The following is a 21,061-nucleotide window of genomic DNA, read 5'->3' as shown; positions in this document are numbered from 1 at the left end:
CGGTCGTCACCGACATGTGGGACAAGCAGCGCTCCTGGACGCTGGACGCCTACCGGGACGCCGGCGGCTACCAGGGCCTGGCCCGCGCCAAGACCATGAGCGCCGGTGAGCTGGTCGATCTGGTCAAGGCCTCCAACCTGCGCGGCCGCGGCGGCGCCGGCTTCCCCACGGGCCTGAAGTGGTCCTTCCTGCCCGCCCCGGATGGCCTGCCCCGTTACCTGGTGGTCAACGCCGACGAGTCCGAGCCCGGCACCTGCAAGGACATGCCCACGCTGATGGCCAACCCCCACGCCCTGGTCGAGGGCGTCGCCATCACCTCCCGCGCCATCGGCGCCGACCGCGCCTTCGTATACGTGCGCGGCGAGGTCGCCCACGCCTACCGGCGACTGCTGCACGCCATCCACGACGCCACCGACGCCGGCCTGCTCGACGACGGCTTCGGCCTGGACGGCCAGCAGCCGCTGAAGATCGTGGCGCACGCCGGCGCCGGCGCCTACATCTGCGGTGAGGAGACGGCACTGCTGGACTCCCTGGAGGGACGGCGCGGCCACCCGCGCCTGCGGCCCCCCTTCCCGGCCGTGCAGGGCCTGTACGCCCGCCCCACGGTCATCAACAACGTGGAGACGATTTCCTCCGTGCCCGGGGTGCTGACCCGCGGCGCCGCCTGGTACTCCTCCATGGGCACCGAGCGTTCCAAGGGACACGGCCTGTTCTCCGTGACCGGGCACGTGGTTAACCCCGGCCAGTTCGAGGCCCCCTTCGGCATCACCATGCGCGAGCTGATCGAGCTGGCCGGGGGCATGCGGCCCGGCCACAAGCTGAAGTTCTGGGTGCCGGGCGGCTCCTCCACCCCCATCTTCGGTCCCGAGGAGTTGGACGTCCCGCTCGACTACGAGTCCGTGATCGGTGCCGGCTCCCTGCTGGGCACCCGCGCCCTGCAGGTCTTCGACGACACCGTTTCGGTGGTGCGGGTGGTGTCCCGCTGGACCGAGTTCTACCAGCACGAGTCCTGCGGCAAGTGCACCCCCTGCCGCGAGGGCACCTACTGGATGCGGCAGATCATGACCCGCCTGGAGGCCGGGCAGGGCCGGCCCGGTGATGTGGAGAAGCTGGAGGACATCGCCGCCAACATCTCCGGCCGCTCGTTCTGCGCCCTCGGGGACGCCGCTGCCACCCCGATCGCGTCGGGCATCAAGCGTTTCCGCAGCGAGTTCGAGGCCGGCTACACCACTCCCGCTGCCGAGCTGTTCCCGCCGGCGGCCTCCTCCATTGTCAACAGCCAGGCTCAGAGCGGACGGTGACCAGATGACTGACACGGTCAACATCACGATCGACGGCACGCACCTCGAGGTTGAGAAGGGCACGCCGATCATCCGTGCCGCCGAGCGGGCCGGCGTGCGCATCCCGCGCTTCTGCGACCACCCGCTGCTGTCGCCGTCGGCGAACTGCCGCCAGTGCCTGGTGGAGGTGGCCGCGCCCGGCCGCGACGGCGTGGTCCGCCCCATGCCCAAGCCCCAGCCCGCCTGCGCCACCGCCGTCTCCGACGGCATGGAGGTCTCCACCCAGGCCACCAGCCCGATGGCCGCCAAGGCGCAGGCCGGCAACATGGAGTTCCTCCTGATCAACCACCCGCTGGACTGCCCGGTGTGCGACAAGGGCGGCGAGTGCCCCCTGCAGAACCAGGCGCTGGAACTCATGGCGACCGGCGCCCAGGCGGTCACCCGTTTCACCGACGTCAAGCGCACCTTCCCCAAGCCGCTGCGCCTGACCAGCAACATTCTGCTGGACCGCGACCGCTGCATCCTGTGCCAGCGCTGCGTGCGCTTCGCCGACCAGATCGCCGGCGACCGCTTCATCACCCTGCAGGGGCGCGGCGCCGGCCACGCGGGCGGCGAGATCACCGGCGGGCTCTACTCCGAGCAGATCGGGCGCTTCGACGCCGGCGTGCTCGACTTCCACAACCCCGAAGCCACCGCGCCCACCCAGACCGTGCGCGGCGGCGAGCACCTGGTGACCGAGGACGACCTCACCGGCCCGGGCGGGCAGCCCGGCGTCGTCGACGGCACCGTCTACGGGCCCGGCACGCTCGGCGGGGCCGAGGAGCTGGACGTCTCCGGGCGCCCCTTCGCCTCCTACTTCTCCGGCAACATCATCCAGATCTGCCCGGTGGGCGCCCTGACCAGCGCCCGCTACCGGTTCCGGGCCCGCCCCGACGACCTGGTGTCCACCGACACTGTCACCGAGCATGATGCCTCCGGCTCCGCCCTGCGCGTGGACATGCGCCGCGGCGTGGTGTTGCGCCGTCTTGCCGGCAACGACCCGGAGGTCAACGAGGAGTGGATCACCGACAAGGACCGCTTCGCCTTCCCCTGGTCCACCCTGGAGGACCGGCTGGACGTGCCGCTCGTGCGCGACGAGAACACCGGTGAGCTGGTGCCCACCTCCTGGTCCGACGCCCTGGACGTGGCCGCCCGCGGCCTGACCGCCGCCCGCGCCGACGGCGGGGTGGGGCTCCTGCCGGGCGCCCGCCTGACCCTGGAGGACGGCTGGGCCTGGTCCCGGTTCGCCCGCACCGTGCTGGGCACCAACGACATCGATCAGCGCGTGCGCGACCATTCCCCCGAGGAGGACTCCTTCCTCGCCGCCCGCGTGGCCGGCACCGGCCTGGGCGCGGTCACCTACCGGTCGCTGGAGAGCGCCGGCCAGGTGCTGCTGATCGCCCTGGAGCCCGAGGACGAATGCGGCTCGCTGTTCCTGCGGCTGCGCAAGGGGGTGCGCGCCGGGGGCGTCAAGGTCGCCACCGTCGCGAACCTCGCCTCGGCCGGCTCGCGCAAGCTCGACGCCGACGTCATCCTCGCCGCCCCCGGCACCGAGGCCCGCGCCGTCGCCCTGCTGTCCCAGACCCACCCGGAGCTGACCCGGGCCCTGGGGGAGGACGGCGCCACCATCCTGGTGGGGGAGCGGGCCGCCGCCGTACCCGGCCTGCTGTCCGTGGTGGACACGCTCGCCAAAGCCACCGGCGCCCGCCTGGCCTGGGTGCCGCGCCGCGCCGGTGAGCGCGGCGGCATCGAGGCCGGCCTGCTGCCGCACCTGCTGCCCGGTGGCCGCCCCGTCGCCGACCCCGCCGCCCGCGCCGAGGTCCAGCAGCTGTGGGCGCCCGGCGGCGGCCTGAACGCCCCCGACCCGCTGCCCGCGCAGCCGGGCCGTGACGCCACCGCCATCCTGGACGCCCTCGCCGACGGCGAGCTCGGCGGCGTCGTGATCGGCGGCGTCGACCTGCGCGACTTCCCCGACCCGGGCCTGGCCCGCACCGCCCTGGCCGCCTCCGGCTTCACCGTGCAGTTGGAGGTGCGCCGCAGCGAAGTCAGCGAGCACGCCGACGTGGTGCTGCCGGTGGCGCCGCCCGTGGAGAAGAACGGCACCTTCGTCAACTGGGAGGGGCGCGTGCGCCCCTTCGGGCAGGCCCACGTCTCCCGCGCCCGCACCGACCGGCAGGTGCTGGCCGCACTTGCCGCCGAGATGGGCACCGACCTGGGGGTGGACACGCTGGAGGACGTGCACGCGCAGGTGGCCGCGCTGGGCCTATGGGCCGGAGCGCGTCCAAGCGTCACCTTCAGCCCGCAGGCGCAGCCCGCCCCGGCCGCGACGGAGGCGGCGGACCAGCCGGGCCGCTCCACGGTCTCCGGCCTGGACGCCGTCCTGGCCACCCACAAGCCGATGCTCGACTCCGGCCGCCTGCAGGACGGTGAGCCCTTCCTGGCCGCCACCGCCCTTCGCCCCGTCGCCCGCGTGGGCGTCGACCTGGCCGCCCGCCTGCACCTGACCGGCGGCGAAAGCGTCGCCGTGACCGGCCCGGCCGGCACCATCACGCTGCCTGCCGCCATCGGCAACGTCCCCGACGGAACCGTCTGGCTGCCGGAGTGCTCGCCCGGCTCCACGGTCCGCCAGAGCCTCGGCGTCGGCCACGGCGCCGGCGTCTCCCTCTCGCTCACCACTGTGGACAGCCCGGAGGTGGCCCAGTGAATCCGCTCAGTGTTTCCGCTATCCCCGCCGCCCTGCCGGCGGCACTCGCCGCCCAGGGGGGTGTGGTGGCCGACTTCTCCGACGAGACCTGGTGGCTGACCCTCATCAAGGCCGTCTTCATCATCGTCTTCCTGATCCTCAGCGTGATCGTCGCGATCTGGGCCGAGCGCCGCATCCTGGGGCGCATCCAGACCCGCCCCGGCCCGAACGTCAACGGTCCGCTCGGCCTGCCGCAGCTGATCGCCGACGCCGCCAAGCTGATCATGAAGGAGGACTTCTGGCTCAAGGGCGCCGAGAAGTTCATCTACGTCCTGGGGCCGGTCATCGCCGCCTTCACCGCCTTCATGATCTACGCGGTCATCCCCTTCGGGCCGCAGGTGAGCATGTTCGGCCACTCCACCCCGCTGCAGCTGACGGACTTCCCCGTCGCCATCCTGTACGTGCTGGCCATCACCGGCTTCGGCGTGTACGGCATCATCCTCGGCGGCTGGTCCACGCACTCCACCTACCCGCTGTTCGGCGCCGTCCGCTCGGCCGCCCAGGTCATCTCCTACGAGCTGAGCATGAGCCTGTCGATCCTGACGGTCTTCCTGGCCTCGGGCACCATGTCCACCTCCGGGATCGTCGCCGCCCAGGAGCGCCTGTGGTGGGGACTGGCCATGATCCCCAGCCTGCTGATCTATCTGGTCTCCATGGTCGGAGAGCTCAACCGGCTGCCCTTCGACCTGCCCGAGGGCGAGGGCGAGCTCGTCGCCGGGCACATGGTGGAGTACTCCTCGATGAAGTTCGCCTGGTATTACCTGGGCGAGTACCTGAACATGCTCAACGTCTCGGCCGTGTGCACCACCCTGTTCCTGGGCGGGTGGCGCTCCTTCATCCTGGCCAGCTTCTGGGACGGCGCCAACTCCGGCTGGTGGCCGATGCTGTGGTTCCTGGCCAAGGTGTGGTGCGTGATGTTCCTGCTCATCTGGACCCGCGGCACACTGGTGCGCATCCGCTACGACCACTTCATGAAGCTCGGCTGGAAGTTCCTCATCCCCGTCTCCCTGGTGTGGTTCGTACTGGTCGCAATCGTCCAGGGCTACCGGGCCTTCTCCGGCGGCTCCACTCAGGGGCTGCTGCTCGTGCTGGCCGCCATCTTCCTGGTGGCCATGATCATCCTGCTGGTCCTGCCCGAGGGGGAGGAAGAGGAAGAGGCAACCACCGCCGCGGCCGGCGTGGACATCACCGTGCCGGGTGAAGAACTGGACGCCTTCGCCGGCGGCTTCCCCGTCCCGCCGCTGCCCGGCCAGCAGCTGCCGCCCTCGCCGCGTTCCCGCCGTGCCGCGCAGACGGCCGCCCCCGTGCGCGACGCCGCCAGTGACCTGGCGATTGCGGGCGCCACGACCACCGACTCCGACGTCACCGTTCAGGAGGAAACCGATGACTGACCCCACACCCCAGGCCCCCCGGGGTCGGGAGGGCACCGACCACGACCAGTGGCTGCGCGACGAGCCCAGCGCCCTGGGACGCGTGTTCGCCCCCGTCGCCGGCTACGGGGTGACGCTCTCCTCCATCTTCAAGCCCACGGTCACCGAGCTGTACCCCTTCGAGAAGCCGGTGCTCATGCCCCGCTACCACGGGCGGCACCAGCTCAACCGGTACGACGACGGCCTGGAGAAGTGCGTCGGCTGCGAGCTGTGCGCCTGGGCCTGCCCCGCCGACGCCATCTACGTGGAGGCCGCCAGCAACACCCCCGAGGCGCAGTACTCGCCCGGCGAGCGCTACGGGCGCGTCTACCAGATCAACTACCTGCGCTGCATCTTCTGCGGCATGTGCATCGAGGCCTGCCCCACCCGCGCGCTGACCATGACCCACGAGATCGACGAACTGGTCGGCCCCAACCGCACCGGCCTGATCTACGAGAAGCAGGACCTGCTGGCGCCCGTCCCCGACGGTGCCCTGGCCGCCCCCCACCCCATGGTCGAGGGCACCGAGGACGCCGACTACTACCGCGGCGCCATCACCGGCCCCACCCAGGGCCAGGTCGACTGGGTGCGCGCACACCGCCCCGACGATCCGACGCTCGCCACCGCCCGCCCGGTCCCCGCGCCCCGGAAGGAGGCGGTGCACTCATGACGCCCGCCATTGCGGCCGCATCCGCCCTGCCCGCCACGCTCACCGCCTCCGGCACCGTCTCGGGCGGCGAGGCGATCCTGTTCGCCGTCGTCGCCCTGCTCACCGTCGGCTGCGGCATCGGCCTGTTGACCGCCAGGCGGGCCGTGATCGCCGCCGTGAGCATGATCATGATCATGCTCGGCCTGGCGGTGCTGTACATCGCCGGCGAGGCGCCCTTCCTGGGCATCACCCAGGTGGTCGTCTACACCGGCGCCGTCATGACCCTGGTGCTGTTCGTCATCATGCTGGTCGGCGTGGGCGGGGACGAGCCCATCGCCGCCCACTCCACCGCCACGAAGGGCCTGGCCGCCCTCTTCGGCGCCGGCCTGATCGTGGTGCTCTCCGCTGTCGTGTGGCGCACCGTCTTCCCGGCCGCCACCGGCCTGGCCGACGGCGACGCCGCCACCCCCCAGACGCTGGCCGCCGTGCTGTTCGGCGACCACGTCGTCACCATGGAGCTGACCGGCCTCCTGCTGATCATCGCCGCCGTCGGGGCGCTGACCCTGACCCACCGGCAGCGCGTGCGCCCCCGCCCGACCCAGCGCGACCGGGTGGAAGCCAAGATGCGCGCCTACGCCGAAACCGGCGCGCACCCCGGCCAGAAGCCCATGCCCGGCGTCTATGCCGCCACCAACACCGCCGCCGCCCCCGCCCTGGCCGCCTCCGGCGAGGCCCTGGAGGAGTCCATTCCCCGGGTGCTGCGCGTGCGCGGGCAGGACCTGGAACTGTCCGACGTCTCCCCGGAGATGGGCGCGGCCCAGCGTGCCGGCCGGATCACCAGCCGCGAGGACGCGAGCGTGGGCCGCTCCGGCATGCCGGCGATGCCCGGCGCGCCCGCCCCGGACGTCGTCCAACCCCTGGCCCCGGCCGAGGCGCCGGCGGACGTCGCCGACGAACCGGCAGACCCGGCCGCCCCGGCCCAGAAGGAGGAGCACAAGTGAGCGTCCCCATCACCGCCTACGTCGTGCTGGCCGGGGTGCTGTTCACCCTCGGCGCCCTGACCGTGCTGCTGCGACGCAACGCCATCATCGAGCTGATGGGCGTGGAGCTCATGCTCAACGCCGTCAACCTGGTCCTGGTCACCTTCTCCCGCCTGTACGGGGACCTGACCGGGCAGGTGTTCGCCTTCTTCGTCATGGTGGTGGCCGCCGCCGAGGTCGTGGTCGGGCTGAGCATCATCGTGTCCATCTTCCGCACCCGCAGGTCCACGTCCGTCGACGACTTGAACCTGCTCAAGCACTGAAGGAGCCCGAGACCATGACCGCATCCCCTCTCGTGCTCTCCACCGGCCTGCTGGCCGCCGAGTCCGTCGTCGGGGCCGCCGCCCCGGCCACCGGCGCCGCCGCACTGGCCTGGCTGCTGATCGCCGTGCCCGCGGCCTCGGCCGCCATCCTGCTGCTGGCGGGTCGGGCCGCCGACGCCTGGGGCCACTGGCTGGGCGTGGCCGCATCGCTCTTCAGCGCCGTCCTGGGCCTGATCATCCTCGCGCAGGTGCTCGGCCTGGACGCCGCCGACCGGGTCCTGGGCATACCACTGTGGCGCTGGTTCGGCGCCGGCGACCTGAACGTGCAACTGGGCCTGCGCCTGGACCCGCTGTCACTGACCTTCGTGGCACTGGTGACCTGCGTCGGCTTTCTCATCCACGTCTACTCGGTGGCCTACATGGCCCACGACCGGGACCGCCGCCGCTTCTTCGCCTACCTGAACTTCTTCATCGCCGCCATGCTCACCCTGGTGCTCGGCGACTCCTACATCGCCCTGTTCATCGGCTGGGAGGGCGTGGGTCTGGCCTCCTATCTGCTCATCGGCTTCTGGAACACCGCCGATGCCGACGCCCCCCAGGCGGAGCAGTTCACCAGCCGGGAGAACGCGGCCGCCGCCAAGAAGGCCTTCGTCATGAACCGCATCGGCGATGTGGGCCTGCTGCTGGCCATGATGGCCTGCATCGCCCAGGTCGGCTCGGTCGCCTACGACGCGGTGCTGCCCGCCGCCCAGGAGGGGACCATCTCCACCGGCTGGCTGACCGCCATCGGCTTCTTCCTGCTGCTGGCCGCCTGCGGTAAGTCCGCCCAGTTCCCGCTACAGGCCTGGCTGGGCGACGCCATGGCCGGCCCCACCCCGGTGTCCGCGCTGATTCACGCCGCCACCATGGTCACCGCCGGCGTCTACCTGATCGTCCGCTCCGGTGCCGTCTTCGAGGGCGCCCCCGACGCCCAACTGGCCGTCGCCGTCGTCGGCGCCATCACCCTGGCCCTGGGAGCCGTCATCGGCTGCGCCAAGGACGACATGAAGAAGGTGCTGGCCGCCTCCACCATGAGCCAGATCGGCTACATGATGCTGGGGGCCGGTCTCGGCCCGGTCGGCTACGCCTTCGCCATCTTCCACCTGCTCACCCACGGCTTCTTCAAGGCACAGCTGTTCCTCGGCGCCGGCAGTGTCATGCACGCCATGAGCGACCAGGTGAACATGCGCCGCTTCGGCGGGTTGCGCCGCGCCATGAAGCTCACCTGGATCACCATGGGCATCGGCTGGCTCGCCATCATGGGCATTCCGCCCTTCTCCGGCTTCTGGTCCAAGGACAAGATCATCGAGGCGGCCTTCGTCGGCGACGGCGCCCGTCCCTGGATCCTGGGCACCATCGCCCTGCTGGGGGCGGGACTCACAGCCTTCTACATGTCGCGGCTGTTCTTCATGATCTTCCACGGCACTCCCCGCTGGACCACGGCCAAGGACATTGAGGGCGAGGTCCACCCGCACGAGTCCGGCTGGCTGATGACCCTGCCGCTGATCGTCCTGTCGGTCTTCTCCGTCGGCCTGGGCTGGGCGCTGAGCATCGGCGACACCTTCGTCACCTGGCTGGAGCCCGTCACCGGGCAGGCGGGCGCGCACGGCGAGCCGGTCCTCCCGGCCACCGTCATCATGGTCGCCACCCTCGCCCTGGTGATCGTCGGCGCCGTCGTCGCCTGGGTCATGTACGTCCGCCGCGCGGTGCCCACGGTGGTGCAGCGCTCCAACGTGATGGTGGAGGCCGCCCGCCACGACATGTACCAGGACACCATCAACGAGGCTGTCGCCATGCGGCCCGGCCAGGGACTCGTCCTGGCGGCCGGGGCCACGGACCACTACGTCGTCGACGGCGCCGTCGAGGGGCTCGCCAAGGGCACCGCGGCGCTGGGCCGGCTCACCGCCCGCACCGAGTCCGGCAGCGTCCGCTCCTACGCCGGCTACATGCTCGGCGGAACGGTGCTCGTACTCATCGCCGTCCTGGCCGGCAGGTTCTGAGAGGACACGACAAGCCCATGAATGCAACGTTCCCCGTACTGACCACCATGGCCATCGTCCCGCTGGCCGGGGCACTGCTGCTGTGGCTCGTGCCGCCGCTGCGCCGCCAGGGTCGGGTCATCGGCCTGCTGTTCGCCCTGGCCACCCTCGGCGTGGGAATCTGGACGCTCGCCGTCTTCGACGCCTCCCAGGCCGGCGCCATCCAGCTGACCGAGACCCACTCCTGGATTCCGATGCTGGGCGTGTCCTGGGCGCTGGGCGTCAACGGCCTCGGCCTGGCCATGCTGCTGCTGACCGCCTTCCTGGTGCCGCTGGTGCTATTGGCCAGCTGGGGTGAGATCCCCGCCGACCAGCAGGGCCTGTTCAGCGGCCTGGTGCTGGTGCTGGAGGCCTTCGTGGTGGTCATCTTCGCCGCCCGCGACGTCTTCCTGTTCTACATCTGCTTCGAGGCCATGCTGGTGCCGGTGTACTTCCTGATCGGCCGCTTCGGCGGTGAGCGCCGCCGCCGCGCCGCTCTGAAGTTCCTGCTGTACTCCCTGGCCGGCGGACTGATCATGCTGGTCGGTGTGGTGGCCCTGTACGTGTACGGGCCGCGCGGCGAGGGCGCCTACCTGGTTGAGAACCTGGTCGGCCAGATCACCGCCTCCACCACGGCCGGCCGCTGGATCTTCGCGTCCTTCTTCATCGCCTTCGCCATCAAGGCGCCGATGGTGCCGGTGCACACCTGGTTGCCGGACACCGCCGAGCAGGCCACTCCGGGCACCTCCGTGCTGCTGATCGGCGTGCTGGACAAGATCGGCACCTACGGCATGGCCGCCCTGGTACTGCCCCTGTTCCCGCGTGAATCCGCCTGGGCCGCCCCGGTGATCCTGGTGCTGGCCGTGGTCGGCATCATCTACGGCGGCCTGGCCGCCGTCGCGCAGGACAACCTCTACCGGCTGATCTCCTACACCTCCATCAGCCACTTCGGCTTCATGGTGCTGGGCCTGTTCGTCGGCAGCCAGATCGCCGCCACCGGCGCCATGGTCTACATGGTCGCCCACGGGCTGTCGATCGCCGGGCTGTACCTGGTCACCGGCTTCCTCGCCCGCCGCACGGGCACCGTGGCCATCAGTGAACTCGGCGGCATGCAGCGAGTCATGCCGCTGATCGCCGGCACCTTCCTCATCTCCGGCTTGGCCTCCATCGCCCTGCCGGGCCTGAGCGGCTTCGTGCCGGAGTGGATGGTGCTGACCGGCACCTTCTCGAAGTCGGTGCCGCTCGGCGTCGTCGCCGTGCTCGGCGTCATCATCGCCGCCGTGTACGTGCTGCTGCCCTACCAGCGGGTGTTCACCGGCGCCCCCGCCCGTGAGCGGGTGGGCAGCGCCGACCTGGACGGACGCGAGAAGCTGGTCCTGGTTCCGGTGATCGCCGCCATGCTCGCCGTCGGGTTGGCACCCGCACCGCTGACAGACGCCTTCGAGGACGTCGCCGGCCAGGTCGCCGCCGCCGTGGAGGCCCCCGGCGAGACCGCCGCTCTGGCCACCGTGCCCACCGCCCCGGCCGACCCCGCTGTCGCCGTCGTGATCGCAGAAGGGAACACCAAGTGAGCTTCACCGCCCCGGTCATTGAATGGGCCGGCCTCACCCCGGTACTGATCATTCTGGGCGCGGGCGTCGTCGGCGTCCTCGTGGAGGCCTTCGTGCCCCGTAGCGTCCGCCCGGCCGTCCAGGCCCTCTTGAGCCTGCTGGCCATCCTCGCCTCCGCCGTCGCCCTGTCGGGACGCTGGAGTGTTGTCGTGGCCGTCGGCAGCGGCCGGGAGCTGACCACCGGCATCGCCGAAGACCCCTTCGGGGTGGCCGCCCAGGGCATTCTGCTGGCCATCGGCCTGCTGGCCGTCCTGGTCATGGCCGACCGCACCACCGCCGACGACGGCGCCTTCGCCGCACAGGCCGCCGACCGGCCCGGCAGCGCCGAGGAGGAGGAATCCATCCACGCCGGCTGGGTCGCCACCGAGATGTTCCCCCTGACCCTGTTCTCGCTGGGCGGCATGATGCTGTTCCCGCTGGCAAACGGCATGATCACCCTGTTCGTCGCCCTGGAGCTGGTGTCGCTGCCGCTGTACATCATGGCGGCCATGGCCCGCCACCGCCGCCTGCTCAGTCAGGAGGCCGCCCTGAAGTACTTCGTGCTGGGCGCCTTCTCCTCCGCCTTCCTGCTCATGGGCGCCGCCTTCCTATACGGCGTGTCCGACTCGGTGGCCTACAGCGTCATTGCCATGGCCATCGGCGGTGGGGGAGTGGCCGGCATGGACTGGCTGGCGCTGGCCGGGGTCGCCCTGGTCACCGTCGGGCTGCTGTTCAAGACCGCTGCCGCCCCCTTCCACGCCTGGAGCCCCGACGTCTACCAGGGGGCGCCGACCCCCGTGACCGGCTTCATGGCCGCGGGGGTCAAGGCCACCGCCTTCCTCGCCCTGGTGCGCTTCTACTACGTGCTCGGCGGGACCCTCGGCTGGGACCTGGCCCCCTTCCTGTGGACCGTCGCCATCCTGACCATGGCCGTGGGCACCGTCGTCGGCGTCATCCAGAAGGACGTCAAGCGCATGCTCGCCTACTCGGCCATCGCCCACGCCGGCTACATGCTCATCGGCATCATCGCCTGGAACGGGATGGGCGTGAGCGGCCTGCTGCTGTACGCGCTCACCTATGGCATCGCGACCGTTGGCGCTTTCGGCATCATCGGCCTGGTGCGCACCAGCCACGACGGTGCCCCCGGTGCCGAAGCCAATGACCTGGAGGCCTTCACCGGCCTGGGCCGCCGCAGCCCCTGGCTGGCCGGCGCCATGACCGTGTTTCTGCTGTCCTTCGCCGGGATCCCGCTGACCGCCGGATTCATGGCCAAGTTCGAGGTGTTCATCGCCGGCATCGCCGGTGGGGCCACCTGGCTGGTGATCGTCGCCATCGTCAGTTCCGTGGCCACGGCCTTCTTCTACATGCGGTTGATCGTGCTCATGTTCTTCCGGGAGCCCGACGGCGACCGCGTGGTCGTGGTCGGCTCGATGGGCCCGGCCGCGTTGACGATCGGTCTGGCGGCCGCCGCCACCGTCCTGATCGGCGTGCTGCCGCAGGCCGTGCTCGGCTCGCTGGCAGACGCCGCTATGCTCCTGCCGTGATTGGAACGCTGCCACTCAGCCTGCCGCAGCTCGAAGAACGGATTGTTCCGGAGCTCGAGACCGTCGAGACGCGCCTGCTCGAGGTCGTCAGCAGCGCTGACGCGACGATCAACCCGCCGACCTCCCACCTGGCGGCGGCCGGTGGGAAGCGGCTGCGCCCGGTGCTGACGCTGCTGACCGCCCAACTGGGCGACCCGGAGTTGGCGACGGGCGAGCTGGTGCGAGACGCCGGCGTCGCGGTCGAGCTGACCCACATCGCCACCCTCTACCACGACGACGTCATGGACGAGGCCCCGCTGCGGCGCGGCGCCCCGAGCGCACAGACCGTTTGGGGCAACTCCGCCGCCATCCTCGCCGGCGACGTGCTGGTGGCCCGCGCCTCCCAGCTGGTGGCGGCGCTGGGACCGCAGGCGGTGCTGGCCCACTCCAAGACCTTTGAGCGGCTGTGCATGGGGCAGCTGCACGAGACCCTGCCGCGCCCCGCGGGCACCGATCCGGTGGCGCACTACCTGCAGGTGCTGGCGGACAAGACCGGTTCACTGATCGCGGTCTCGGCCCGTTACGGTGCCATGCTCACCCGAGCGGGGGAGGCTACCGAGGCGATCGTGGAGGCCTTCGGGGAGAAGATCGGCGTGGCCTTCCAACTGGCCGACGACTGCATAGATCTGACCAGCGACGCCGCCACCACCGGCAAGACGCCGGGCACAGACCTGCGGGAGGGCGTGGACACCATGCCGGTGCTGCTGCTGCGTCAGGCGCTTGCCGCCGGCGAGCTGGACGCCGCCGGGCAGTCGATCCTGGCGACCCTGTCTAGCGCCGACCTGTCCGACGACGCGGTCCTGGCCGGTCTCGTCGCCCAGCTTCGGGTGCATCCGGTGTTGAGCCGCACCCGGGAAATGGCGACGCGTTGGGCGGACCAGGCGATCGCGGTGCTGAACGGACTGGAAGAGACTGTGCTGGCCGGTACCAAGGATCGTCTGGATGCCGCGGGCGTGACCGGATCTGCGCGCGAGGCCGCCCTGGCCGACGCGCGGGAGCGGGCGGCGCTGGTGCACGACGGCATGGTGCAGTTCGCCCATCTGCTGGTGGACCGCGCCGCCTGACCGTCAGCCGCGCCGAGACCGGCACAAGTAGCGCACCCGAACCGGCAGAAATGACATGGCGACAGGGATCAGTTCAGCCATGCGGTGGCGGGGTAGAAGCTGCCGCCGCATGCCAGGCCCCAAGCCGTGGCCGCGATCGGCCAGTCAATCCCCACCCCGGCGACCTCGCCCAGTGGCTCGCCGGTGGTGACCGAGGTCAGCTCGACGTCGGCGGTTGTGTCCGCCCCGGCCGCGGGAACCGTGTACAGCACGTCGCCGAAAACGCAGGCGGCCTGCGGTGCCGGCCGACTCTTGTCCCAGCCGGGAGCTCCGGTGGTCGAGCTCGGTGGGTCGAAGTAGTAAAAGGGGCCGTCGGTGAAAAGAAGTTGGCGCTGGTCGCTGAATATGCCTGGCACGTGATACGAGCTGCCGATGGCATAGGACACGGTTGAGCCGTTGAAATAGGAGTCCGTGACGTCGAGGGCAATGGTCTGTCCTGTTGCCATTTCGCGGGCGTAGCAGCTGTTGTTGACGGAGCGTGTGGGAGCGCCGTAGTAGTAGAGCCAACCGTTCCAGGCGAAGAACGGTTCAGCGGCCTCTATGGATACTTCCTGTCCATCTGCCAGCGAGATGACGGAGGTTGCGCTGCTGTTGATCCTCACAGCCTCGCCGTAAAGGTCGAACGGCCCAAGGATGGGTACGTCGGCCAGGACATCGAGCTCGACGGAGAGATCCTCGGTGGACAGACGCAGCCCCAAGGGCTGGGCGTCGTAGGAGTCGCTGGACGGATCGGCGGATAGCAGCAGGCCGGTGCGGTCCGGCGACAGGGACAGGTACAGTCCGCTGCGAAGCCCGCCTCCCGGGCGGCGCGAGCTGGTCGGCACGATGACGTCCTTGATGGGCAGCCCTTCGCTGATCGTTGTAGACGCCTCCAGAGCACCGTTAGTCAGGTTGACCTTAACCAGGCTGACCGGGAAGTTCATGGAACCGCGGATGGTTTCGCCGGGGTAGGCATAGTCAACGGCGGCTACCACGAGGTATGCGTGGGTGCCATCAATGACGGCGGGGCCAGCGCTCAGCGCCGTATAGGGAAGGCCGGGGGTGGGAGAGGCGGAGTCGTCGGAGGTGCCGAAGGGATCGAGGCGGGACGTTGCGGGAGAATCTTTGAGCTCGACCTCCTTGGTGATCAGTTCCCCGTCCTCGTCCAGGAGTACCGCCCAGGTGGTGGGACCATTGAGATCCACCACCACGGGACGCAGGCCGTTGGTTTCGGGGAGTAGGTCGTCGTTAATCTCAGCAGTACCTGCCAGGTAATGCTCGTGGACAGCGGTGATGGCGGAGGGCACATTGGCAGTGGGCCACAGTACCCGGGAGGAGAAGCCTGAGGGGCAGGAGGTGGAGGACGGCGGCGCGGGCACAGGCGGCTGCTTGATGGTCGCAGCCGGAACGGGCGAGGGGGTGGGCGCTATGACGTTGCTTTTGCCGGAGGATGAACAGGCGGTGAGGCCGGCGAGAGCTCCGGAGCCAAGGGTTGCGGCAAGGGCAGTGGCTAGGACGGTACGACGACGCATGGCTGTTCCTAAATGCCTGATGGCGAGTGTTGGGCGAGCGGTGGGTTGCTGATGTGGGATGGGCACCGGGGACGACGGCGAAGGTGCCGCTATCCGGTCGGGCTGGAGGAGGCCTGGGGTGATGCGGGGCCGGGACTGGCTGTCCCCGTGGGCTGCTGGGGGACGCCGTCGAGCCACTGTGTGGCCGCGTAGAAGCGGTCGCCTACGGCAACTCCCCAGGCGGTTACCACAGGGGAGTCATCCACTGTCACCGTCATCTCCCCGGTCTCACACGTGCCCAGGGCGTCGCCCTCCTCCCCCTCACTCAGCGAGATCATCTCCACGCGCAAGTGGCCACTAGCGTCCTCTTGGTACCAGGCATAGAGGACATCCCCGCATACGCAGGCGCCATCAGGCACCTTGTCCTCGCCATTCCAGGACACGATCGGGGTGGTCTGGCCGGGGCGTAACACACGGAGAGCTTCTATCCCCGAGGCCGAGCTCCTGCCGATCTGGATGATCTCCGGTTGATCGGAGTAGATCTCCGGCCAGTAGCTCCCATTCGATGTCTGAATGTCCATGTCCGTCACGGTGATGGCTTCTTTCGAACCGAGCTCCTGGGCACGAAGGGAACGCTCTTGCTGGTAATAGAACCAGCCATCCCGCACCAGGTGGGGGTAGGCGTCCTCAGACGGCCTGATAAGCGTGCCGTCCTCGAGGCAGACCAGCAGCCATTCTCGGCCGAATTCGGTTTTGCCCACCACGGCCTGGCCACAGGGGGAGACCATGTCGTAGCCTCGGCCGCGCAGAAGGTCGTGGCTGTCCAGCTCCACGGAGAGATCTTCGGTAGACAGACGCAGCCCGATGTGGGCGTATGTCTCCTTACGGAAGGATCCCTCGTCGGTGTCGGGAGCGCCGGTGAGTAGGAGACCGGCGCGGTCCTGTGTGAAGGACAGGCAGAGATGGCGTATCGCGCTGGCCGGCCAGCTCTCGCTTACGGTGGTTACGGCATCCAGGGACCCGTCGGCCAGGTCGACCTTAAGCAGGCTGACGGGGCAGGCGTCGTCGGGCTGGGAGTAGTACTCCTGGTTGTACGGCACGCCGGCCAAAGCGGCCACGACGGTGTAGGCGTGCGTGTCATCAATCACCGCCGGACCGGCGACGAGCATGGTCGTGGGCTGGTTGTCGTCCGGGTCGCGCTCGCCCGGCCCGGCCTTGCTGTCCGGCACTACCTGCCTAGTGGTCCACCGTCCGTCGTCGTCGAGGAGGACGCCCCATGTGGTGGGACCGTTCAGGTCCACCACCACCGGGCACATCCCCTGGACGTAGGCCGTGGCCTCGGTGGCCTGAACGGCCCCGGTAAGGAAGTGTTCGCGCACCGCGGTGACAGTGGAGCGCACGTGAGAGCCACCCGGCCACAGGTGCTGGTCGCTCAGAGCATCCGGGACGGCGTCCGGGCCGGGCGGCATGGCCGGTGACGGCGTCGGCGCCGCACTGGGGGAGTTGAAGACGGAGCAGGCGGGCAAGCCGATGAGCGACCCGACGGCACCCAAGGCGGCGGCGGTTAGAACAGTGCGTCGACGCATCGAGACTCCTACCGGGCCTGCACCCGGGGACGGGGATGGAGACGGTCCCAGTGTCCCGGGGTGCTCCCGATATGCCCATGGGCAGGGCTGCCCGCCGCCCTGTTGCTAAGACCGGCACCAATGACACCCCCGGGCTGGTAGGACGTTGTGTACCGGGAGCTGCCGGTCAGTGCAGCCAGTCGGTGGCTGCGTGGAAGGTACAGGCCCCGCCTCGGCTGTAGAAGTAGCCGGCACCGACCTCGGAGACGGCTAGCGCCTGCGGCTCACGATCGATTCCGTCCTCCTCGGTTCCGAGCCTGGCGGTGGCCAGCTCTTCGCCGGTGGCGAGATCGATCAGGTGCAGCTCATGCGCGGCGGAGGGATAGGCTGCATAAACCACACCGCGGTGGACGGCAAGCGCTGCGGGGATGGTGTCGCCGGCGTCCGCAGACAGGGATAGTGTCGCCGTCGGTGAACCGAGGGGGCGCACATCCAGCGCCGAGTCGGTGCGCACGACCGAATAACCGCCCGTCTCCCACACCGTCGGGCGCGCGTCCGGCGCGCCTACGGGAGGCTGATCGGCCATGGTCACCTCCTCGCCGGTGGTCACGTCCATGACGCGCCAGGCGTCGAAGGCCGTCTCCAGCCAATACAGCCAGCGGCCGAGCAGGTAGGTGTCGGTGTTGTTCTCCTGGGTGACCAGGTTGCCGGACTCGAGCGAGTAGACGATGTAGGGCGGGTAGGCGCCCTCGGAGTAGGGGGAGCTCGCCGTGCCTGTCAGTAGGGCGTCGCCGTTGACCTGATGGAAGGTGTCATAACCAACTTGATGCGGATCCTTAAGGGCAATCTCCATCGACTCGGTGTTGATGGCCCAAACGCGGGTGTCGCCACGGATTCTCCCGGTACCGACGCCCAGGTTGATGCCGTCGGTGTCTAGCGCCATCGCCCAGTTGCCGATCGTGGTGTCGACTGCGGCGTCGACGTCTAGCGGCAGCACTGCCACGACAGCCGCAGCCTCCAGATCCACCTTGAGCAGATGGGCCTGCCAGGCGGATTCCTGGGTCACCCCGGTGCGTACCGCCGTTACGACGACATAGCCGAAGTGGGCAGCGGCGTCGACGACCATGATTTCGTCGGTGAGAATCTGAGCCGGTCCGACCTGCGGTGCGAGGTTCTGAAGCTCTTCGGCGGAGCCCATGGCTACCAGTTCCATGGAGTCGGCGTCGGTGCCGTCGGCTGTGAAGTACCAGTAGTTCATGGCGGATGGATCCCCGTACCACCAGGTGTTGCCGCTGCTGCCCACGAGGTAGCCGCCACGGAGCCAGGTGAACGACTCGGGTCGGAAGTCTGATCCCGGCAGACTCCCGGCGTCGTCGAAGGCGGTCGGAATACGCGGGGTGGACGCTGCAGAGGGTGCTGCGCTCGCTCCGGCAGTGGGCGTACGAGCGGTGGGCCCGCTCGACGGCGTCCGCGGGCGGCATGCGCTAGTCAGGGGGAATGCGGCAGCTGCCAGCATTCCGCCGAGAAGATGACGGCGCTTCATGAGACTCCTCAATCCAAACGAAAGAATTATTTCAATTCTATATCGGGCGGTGTTGGTGTGTCCCTGCCGCGGAAACGCGGCTCTTCGTGTTTGGGGGTGTGGCTGGTGGTGTGTTCTGGTTGGCCTGAGAACGAGTTCTGCCGAGGACGACCTCTCCCGCGCCCGCGCGCAGCCTCACGTGCCCGAAGGCCATCTCCCGTGCCCGAGGGCGGCCTGCCGGGCCCGTGGATGGCGTGCCGCGTCCGAGGGGGCCTGCCGCGTGGTGGTTCCGTGCGGTCGCACCCTCGAGTGCGAAGCGCTGGTCAGTGCTGGTTTCTGACCTTGGGGTGTGGTTTACGACTCCGGGGTGGTCGTGATTCGCACCCCAAGGTCGTAAATCGACATGGCGGTCGTCTCACGGGAGCACAGCCGGCCGGGGAACACGGGCCCCGCCAACCCCGGGCCACGGGGGTCGGGTCCCCGTCCCTGAAGCCCAGGCCCACGCCGACGAGCCACTCAGCCGGGCGCTGGCCCGCACCGCCGGGCGCGGGTCAGGTGGACTGCCGAGTGCAGCGGCAGAGTGTTCTGACTTGCGGGCCGTCATTGGTCGGCGTCATGGGGGTGGCGTAGCGGGGTGGACGGTTCGTGTGTTCCGGTGACGGTTCGTCAGGTAGCAGCAACGGTTCGGCATGAACGGCGACGGTTCGTACCCCTATCCCACGAACCGTCGCCGGATGTGCCGAACCGTCGACCAGAGCGTACGAACCGTCGCTGGATGTGCCGAACCGTCGACCCGAGCGTACGAACCGTCAGGCGAAGGCGCGAACTCTCACGCAAGCACCCGAACCGTCACGCACGATCCGCCGCTGTCCGCCGTGATCCACCGAGATTCACCGAGATTCACCGAGATTCGCGGTGAACTATCCCATCCCCGCTCATCGCACCCGCCGAAGCACACACACAAACCACCACCCAGACACCCCACCCACCACACCCACAAACACGAAGAGCCGGAAACGCTCGGCCTTGACTGTGATGCGCCGCCTGCATCGGTCGCGGTGCGCCACTCGTGTCGACTTCGGCGAGCGGAGCGGCGGAGGCTGGTCGGGCGAGCGGGACGCACGCCACACCGCGACCGGCGAACACCCGCATACACTTGGGCCGGCCTGAGCGGCGCACCGCCCGGTGCGCGTGGGGCCGCCCACCCGTAGTCACCAGGAACGAAGAGCAGTGAACGCACGTCCCCTCAATGTTGCCGTCATCGGAGCAGGCCCCGCCGGTATCTACGCTTCGGACATCCTGTCGAAATCGGGTTTGGACGTGAATATCGACCTGTTTGAGCGCCTCCCGGCCCCCTACGGGCTGGTGCGCTACGGCGTCGCCCCGGACCACCCGCGCATCAAGCAGATCATCGTGGCCCTTTACAAGATCCTCCAGCGCGGCGACATCCGGCTGATCGGCAACGTGGAGGTCGGCCGCGACATCTCCGTCGCAGAGCTGCACGAGCACTACGACGCCTTGATCTTCTCCACCGGCGCCGACACCGACGCCCCCCTGGACATCCCCGGGATTGACGCGCACGAGGCATACGGCGGCGCCGACTTCGTCTCCTGGTACGACGGTCACCCCGACCACCCGCGCACCTGGCCGCTGGAGGCCCGGCAGGTCGCCGTCATCGGCGTCGGCAACGTCGCCCTGGACATCTCCCGCATCCTGGCCAAGCACGTGGAGGACCTGATGACCACGGAGATCCCGGCGAATGTGGCCGAGACCCTGGCGAAGTCCCCGGTCACCGACGTGCACGTATTCGGTCGCCGCGGCCCCGCCCAGGTGAAGTTCACCCCCCTGGAGCTGCGCGAACTCGGCAAGCAGCCCGACGTGGACGTCACCGTCGACGAGGAGGACTTCGAGTACGACGAGGGCTCCCGCGAGGCCCTGGCCGCCTCCAACCAGCAGCGGCAGGTGGTCAAGGCCCTGGAGAACTACGCCATGCAGGAACCCGAGGAACTGACCGCCTCCCGCACCATCCACATCCACCTGTTCCAGGCGCCGGCCGCCATCCTCACCGACGACGCCGGGCATGTGCGCGCCCTGCGCACCGAACGCACCCGCCTCAACGGCGACGGCACCGTCTCCGGCACCGGCGAGTTCCGGGACTGGCCGGTGCAGGCCGTCTACCGCGCCGTCGGCTACGCCGGCAGCCCGATCGAGGGCCTGCCCTTCGACGCCGACCGGCACGTGATCCCCAACGCCGGCGGCCGCGTGCTCGGCGATGACGGTGAACCGCTCACCGGCATCTACGCCACCGGCTGGATCCGCCGCGGCCCGGTCGGCCTGATCGGCTCCACCAAGTCCGACGCCCAGGAGACGATCACGAACCTGGTCGCCGACGCCAACGCCGGCCTGCTGCACGCCACCACGGAGGACGAGTCCCAGGTCGGCCACGACGCCCTGCTGGCGCTGCTCGACTCCCGCGACGTGCCCTACACCACCTGGGAGGGTTGGGAGCTGCTGGACGCCTACGAACGCCACCTGGGGGAGGAGTACGGCGAGGTCACCGTCACTGGGGGCGAGTCCAAGCCGCGCGAGCGCGTCAAGGTCGTCGCCCGGGATGCCATGACCGCCATCTCCCGCAGCACCGAGGTTCCCGACGACCTCATCGGCCAGCCGGACCCCGACCGCGTGCCCGAGCGGGTCGCACACCGACTGCGGGACTGACCCGCCGCCGG

At 69.7% G+C, this 21,061-nt stretch carries 14 protein-coding genes; 11 read left to right on the top strand and 3 right to left on the bottom strand.

Annotated elements, in window-relative coordinates:
• Positions 1 to 14 precede the first annotated feature (14 nt).
• Genes nuoF through ACGLYG10_RS09325 form a run of 10 tightly spaced genes read left to right on the top strand, consistent with a single transcriptional unit; the run spans position 15 to position 13,716 of the window.
• Complete coding sequence (nuoF, locus tag ACGLYG10_RS09370) at positions 15 to 1,301, top strand: NADH-quinone oxidoreductase subunit NuoF (protein ID WP_073331395.1); 1,287 nt, start codon at positions 15 to 17, stop codon at positions 1,299 to 1,301.
• Positions 1,302 to 1,305: 4 nt separating this feature from the next.
• Positions 1,306 to 4,023 carry an NADH-quinone oxidoreductase subunit G gene (locus ACGLYG10_RS09365; RefSeq protein WP_073330926.1) on the top strand — a complete coding sequence of 906 codons (2,718 nt, stop codon included), beginning with the start codon at positions 1,306 to 1,308 and terminating at the stop codon, positions 4,021 to 4,023.
• The gene (nuoH, locus tag ACGLYG10_RS09360; protein WP_073330923.1) at positions 4,020 to 5,453 is read left to right on the top strand and encodes an NADH-quinone oxidoreductase subunit NuoH; all 1,434 of its coding nucleotides are present in this window, start codon (positions 4,020 to 4,022) and stop codon (positions 5,451 to 5,453) included. Before ACGLYG10_RS09365 ends, nuoH begins: the two co-directional genes overlap by 4 nt.
• The gene (nuoI, locus tag ACGLYG10_RS09355) at positions 5,446 to 6,141 is read left to right on the top strand and encodes an NADH-quinone oxidoreductase subunit NuoI (protein WP_073330921.1); all 696 of its coding nucleotides are present in this window, start codon (positions 5,446 to 5,448) and stop codon (positions 6,139 to 6,141) included. The genes nuoH and nuoI overlap by 8 nt, the downstream gene beginning before the upstream one ends.
• Positions 6,138 to 7,121 carry an NADH-quinone oxidoreductase subunit J gene (locus ACGLYG10_RS09350; RefSeq protein WP_073330918.1) on the top strand — a complete coding sequence of 328 codons (984 nt, stop codon included), beginning with the start codon at positions 6,138 to 6,140 and terminating at the stop codon, positions 7,119 to 7,121. The genes nuoI and ACGLYG10_RS09350 overlap by 4 nt, the downstream gene beginning before the upstream one ends.
• Positions 7,118 to 7,423, top strand: a complete 306-nt coding sequence (gene nuoK, locus ACGLYG10_RS09345; protein ID WP_073330915.1) for an NADH-quinone oxidoreductase subunit NuoK — start codon at positions 7,118 to 7,120, stop codon at positions 7,421 to 7,423. The genes ACGLYG10_RS09350 and nuoK overlap by 4 nt, the downstream gene beginning before the upstream one ends.
• A 14-nt stretch (positions 7,424 to 7,437) precedes the next feature.
• Positions 7,438 to 9,462, top strand: coding sequence for an NADH-quinone oxidoreductase subunit L (gene nuoL, locus ACGLYG10_RS09340; RefSeq protein ID WP_073330914.1), 2,025 nt, complete (start codon positions 7,438 to 7,440; stop codon positions 9,460 to 9,462).
• A 17-nt stretch (positions 9,463 to 9,479) separates the two neighbouring features.
• Positions 9,480 to 11,051: an NADH-quinone oxidoreductase subunit M gene (locus ACGLYG10_RS09335; protein WP_073330911.1), complete on the top strand. Its 1,572-nt coding sequence runs from the start codon at positions 9,480 to 9,482 to the stop codon at positions 11,049 to 11,051.
• Complete coding sequence (gene nuoN, locus ACGLYG10_RS09330) at positions 11,048 to 12,613, top strand: NADH-quinone oxidoreductase subunit NuoN (protein ID WP_073330909.1); 1,566 nt, start codon at positions 11,048 to 11,050, stop codon at positions 12,611 to 12,613. The genes ACGLYG10_RS09335 and nuoN overlap by 4 nt, the downstream gene beginning before the upstream one ends.
• A complete protein-coding gene (locus tag ACGLYG10_RS09325) occupies positions 12,610 to 13,716 on the top strand; it encodes a polyprenyl synthetase family protein (RefSeq protein WP_073330906.1) in 1,107 nt (368 codons plus the stop codon). Before nuoN ends, ACGLYG10_RS09325 begins: the two co-directional genes overlap by 4 nt.
• A gap of 68 nt (positions 13,717 to 13,784) precedes the next feature.
• Here the strand turns inward: ACGLYG10_RS09325 and ACGLYG10_RS09320 are convergent, their stop codons facing one another.
• From ACGLYG10_RS09320 to ACGLYG10_RS09310, 3 genes are all read right to left on the bottom strand, one after another.
• The gene (locus tag ACGLYG10_RS09320) at positions 13,785 to 15,266 is read right to left on the bottom strand and encodes a hypothetical protein (protein WP_139240940.1); all 1,482 of its coding nucleotides are present in this window, start codon (positions 15,264 to 15,266) and stop codon (positions 13,785 to 13,787) included.
• Positions 15,267 to 15,355: 89 nt separating this feature from the next.
• Complete coding sequence (locus tag ACGLYG10_RS09315; protein ID WP_073330901.1) at positions 15,356 to 16,831, bottom strand: hypothetical protein; 1,476 nt, start codon at positions 16,829 to 16,831, stop codon at positions 15,356 to 15,358.
• Between the two features lie 166 nt (positions 16,832 to 16,997).
• Positions 16,998 to 18,353, bottom strand: a complete 1,356-nt coding sequence (locus ACGLYG10_RS09310) for a hypothetical protein (protein WP_139240939.1) — start codon at positions 18,351 to 18,353, stop codon at positions 16,998 to 17,000.
• Between the two features lie 1,209 nt (positions 18,354 to 19,562).
• On the opposite strand from ACGLYG10_RS09310, the gene ACGLYG10_RS09305 reads away from it, so the two are divergent.
• A complete protein-coding gene (locus ACGLYG10_RS09305; protein WP_073330896.1) occupies positions 19,563 to 21,050 on the top strand; it encodes an FAD-dependent oxidoreductase in 1,488 nt (495 codons plus the stop codon).
• Positions 21,051 to 21,061: the final 11 nt, after the last annotated feature.

Source organism: Actinomyces glycerinitolerans (assembly GCF_900098745.1).
GTDB lineage: Bacteria > Actinomycetota > Actinomycetes > Actinomycetales > Actinomycetaceae > Actinomyces > Actinomyces glycerinitolerans.
This window is presented reverse-complemented; position numbering and strand designations above follow the sequence as displayed.

Excerpts from the sequence above, each read along its gene's own strand:
- nuoF (WP_073331395.1), top strand. The coding sequence starts at position 15 with ATGTGGGACAAGCAGCGCTCCTGGACGCTGGACGCCTACCGGGACGCC.
- ACGLYG10_RS09365 (WP_073330926.1), top strand. The coding sequence starts at position 1,306 with ATGACTGACACGGTCAACATCACGATCGACGGCACGCACCTCGAGGTT.
- nuoI (WP_073330921.1), top strand. The coding sequence starts at position 5,446 with ATGACTGACCCCACACCCCAGGCCCCCCGGGGTCGGGAGGGCACCGAC.
- ACGLYG10_RS09350 (WP_073330918.1), top strand. The coding sequence starts at position 6,138 with ATGACGCCCGCCATTGCGGCCGCATCCGCCCTGCCCGCCACGCTCACC.
- nuoL (WP_073330914.1), top strand. The coding sequence starts at position 7,438 with ATGACCGCATCCCCTCTCGTGCTCTCCACCGGCCTGCTGGCCGCCGAG.
- ACGLYG10_RS09335 (WP_073330911.1), top strand. The coding sequence starts at position 9,480 with ATGAATGCAACGTTCCCCGTACTGACCACCATGGCCATCGTCCCGCTG.
- ACGLYG10_RS09320 (WP_139240940.1), bottom strand. The coding sequence starts at position 15,266 with ATGCGTCGTCGTACCGTCCTAGCCACTGCCCTTGCCGCAACCCTTGGC.
- ACGLYG10_RS09315 (WP_073330901.1), bottom strand. The coding sequence starts at position 16,831 with ATGCGTCGACGCACTGTTCTAACCGCCGCCGCCTTGGGTGCCGTCGGG.
- ACGLYG10_RS09310 (WP_139240939.1), bottom strand. The coding sequence starts at position 18,353 with ATGAAGCGCCGTCATCTTCTCGGCGGAATGCTGGCAGCTGCCGCATTC.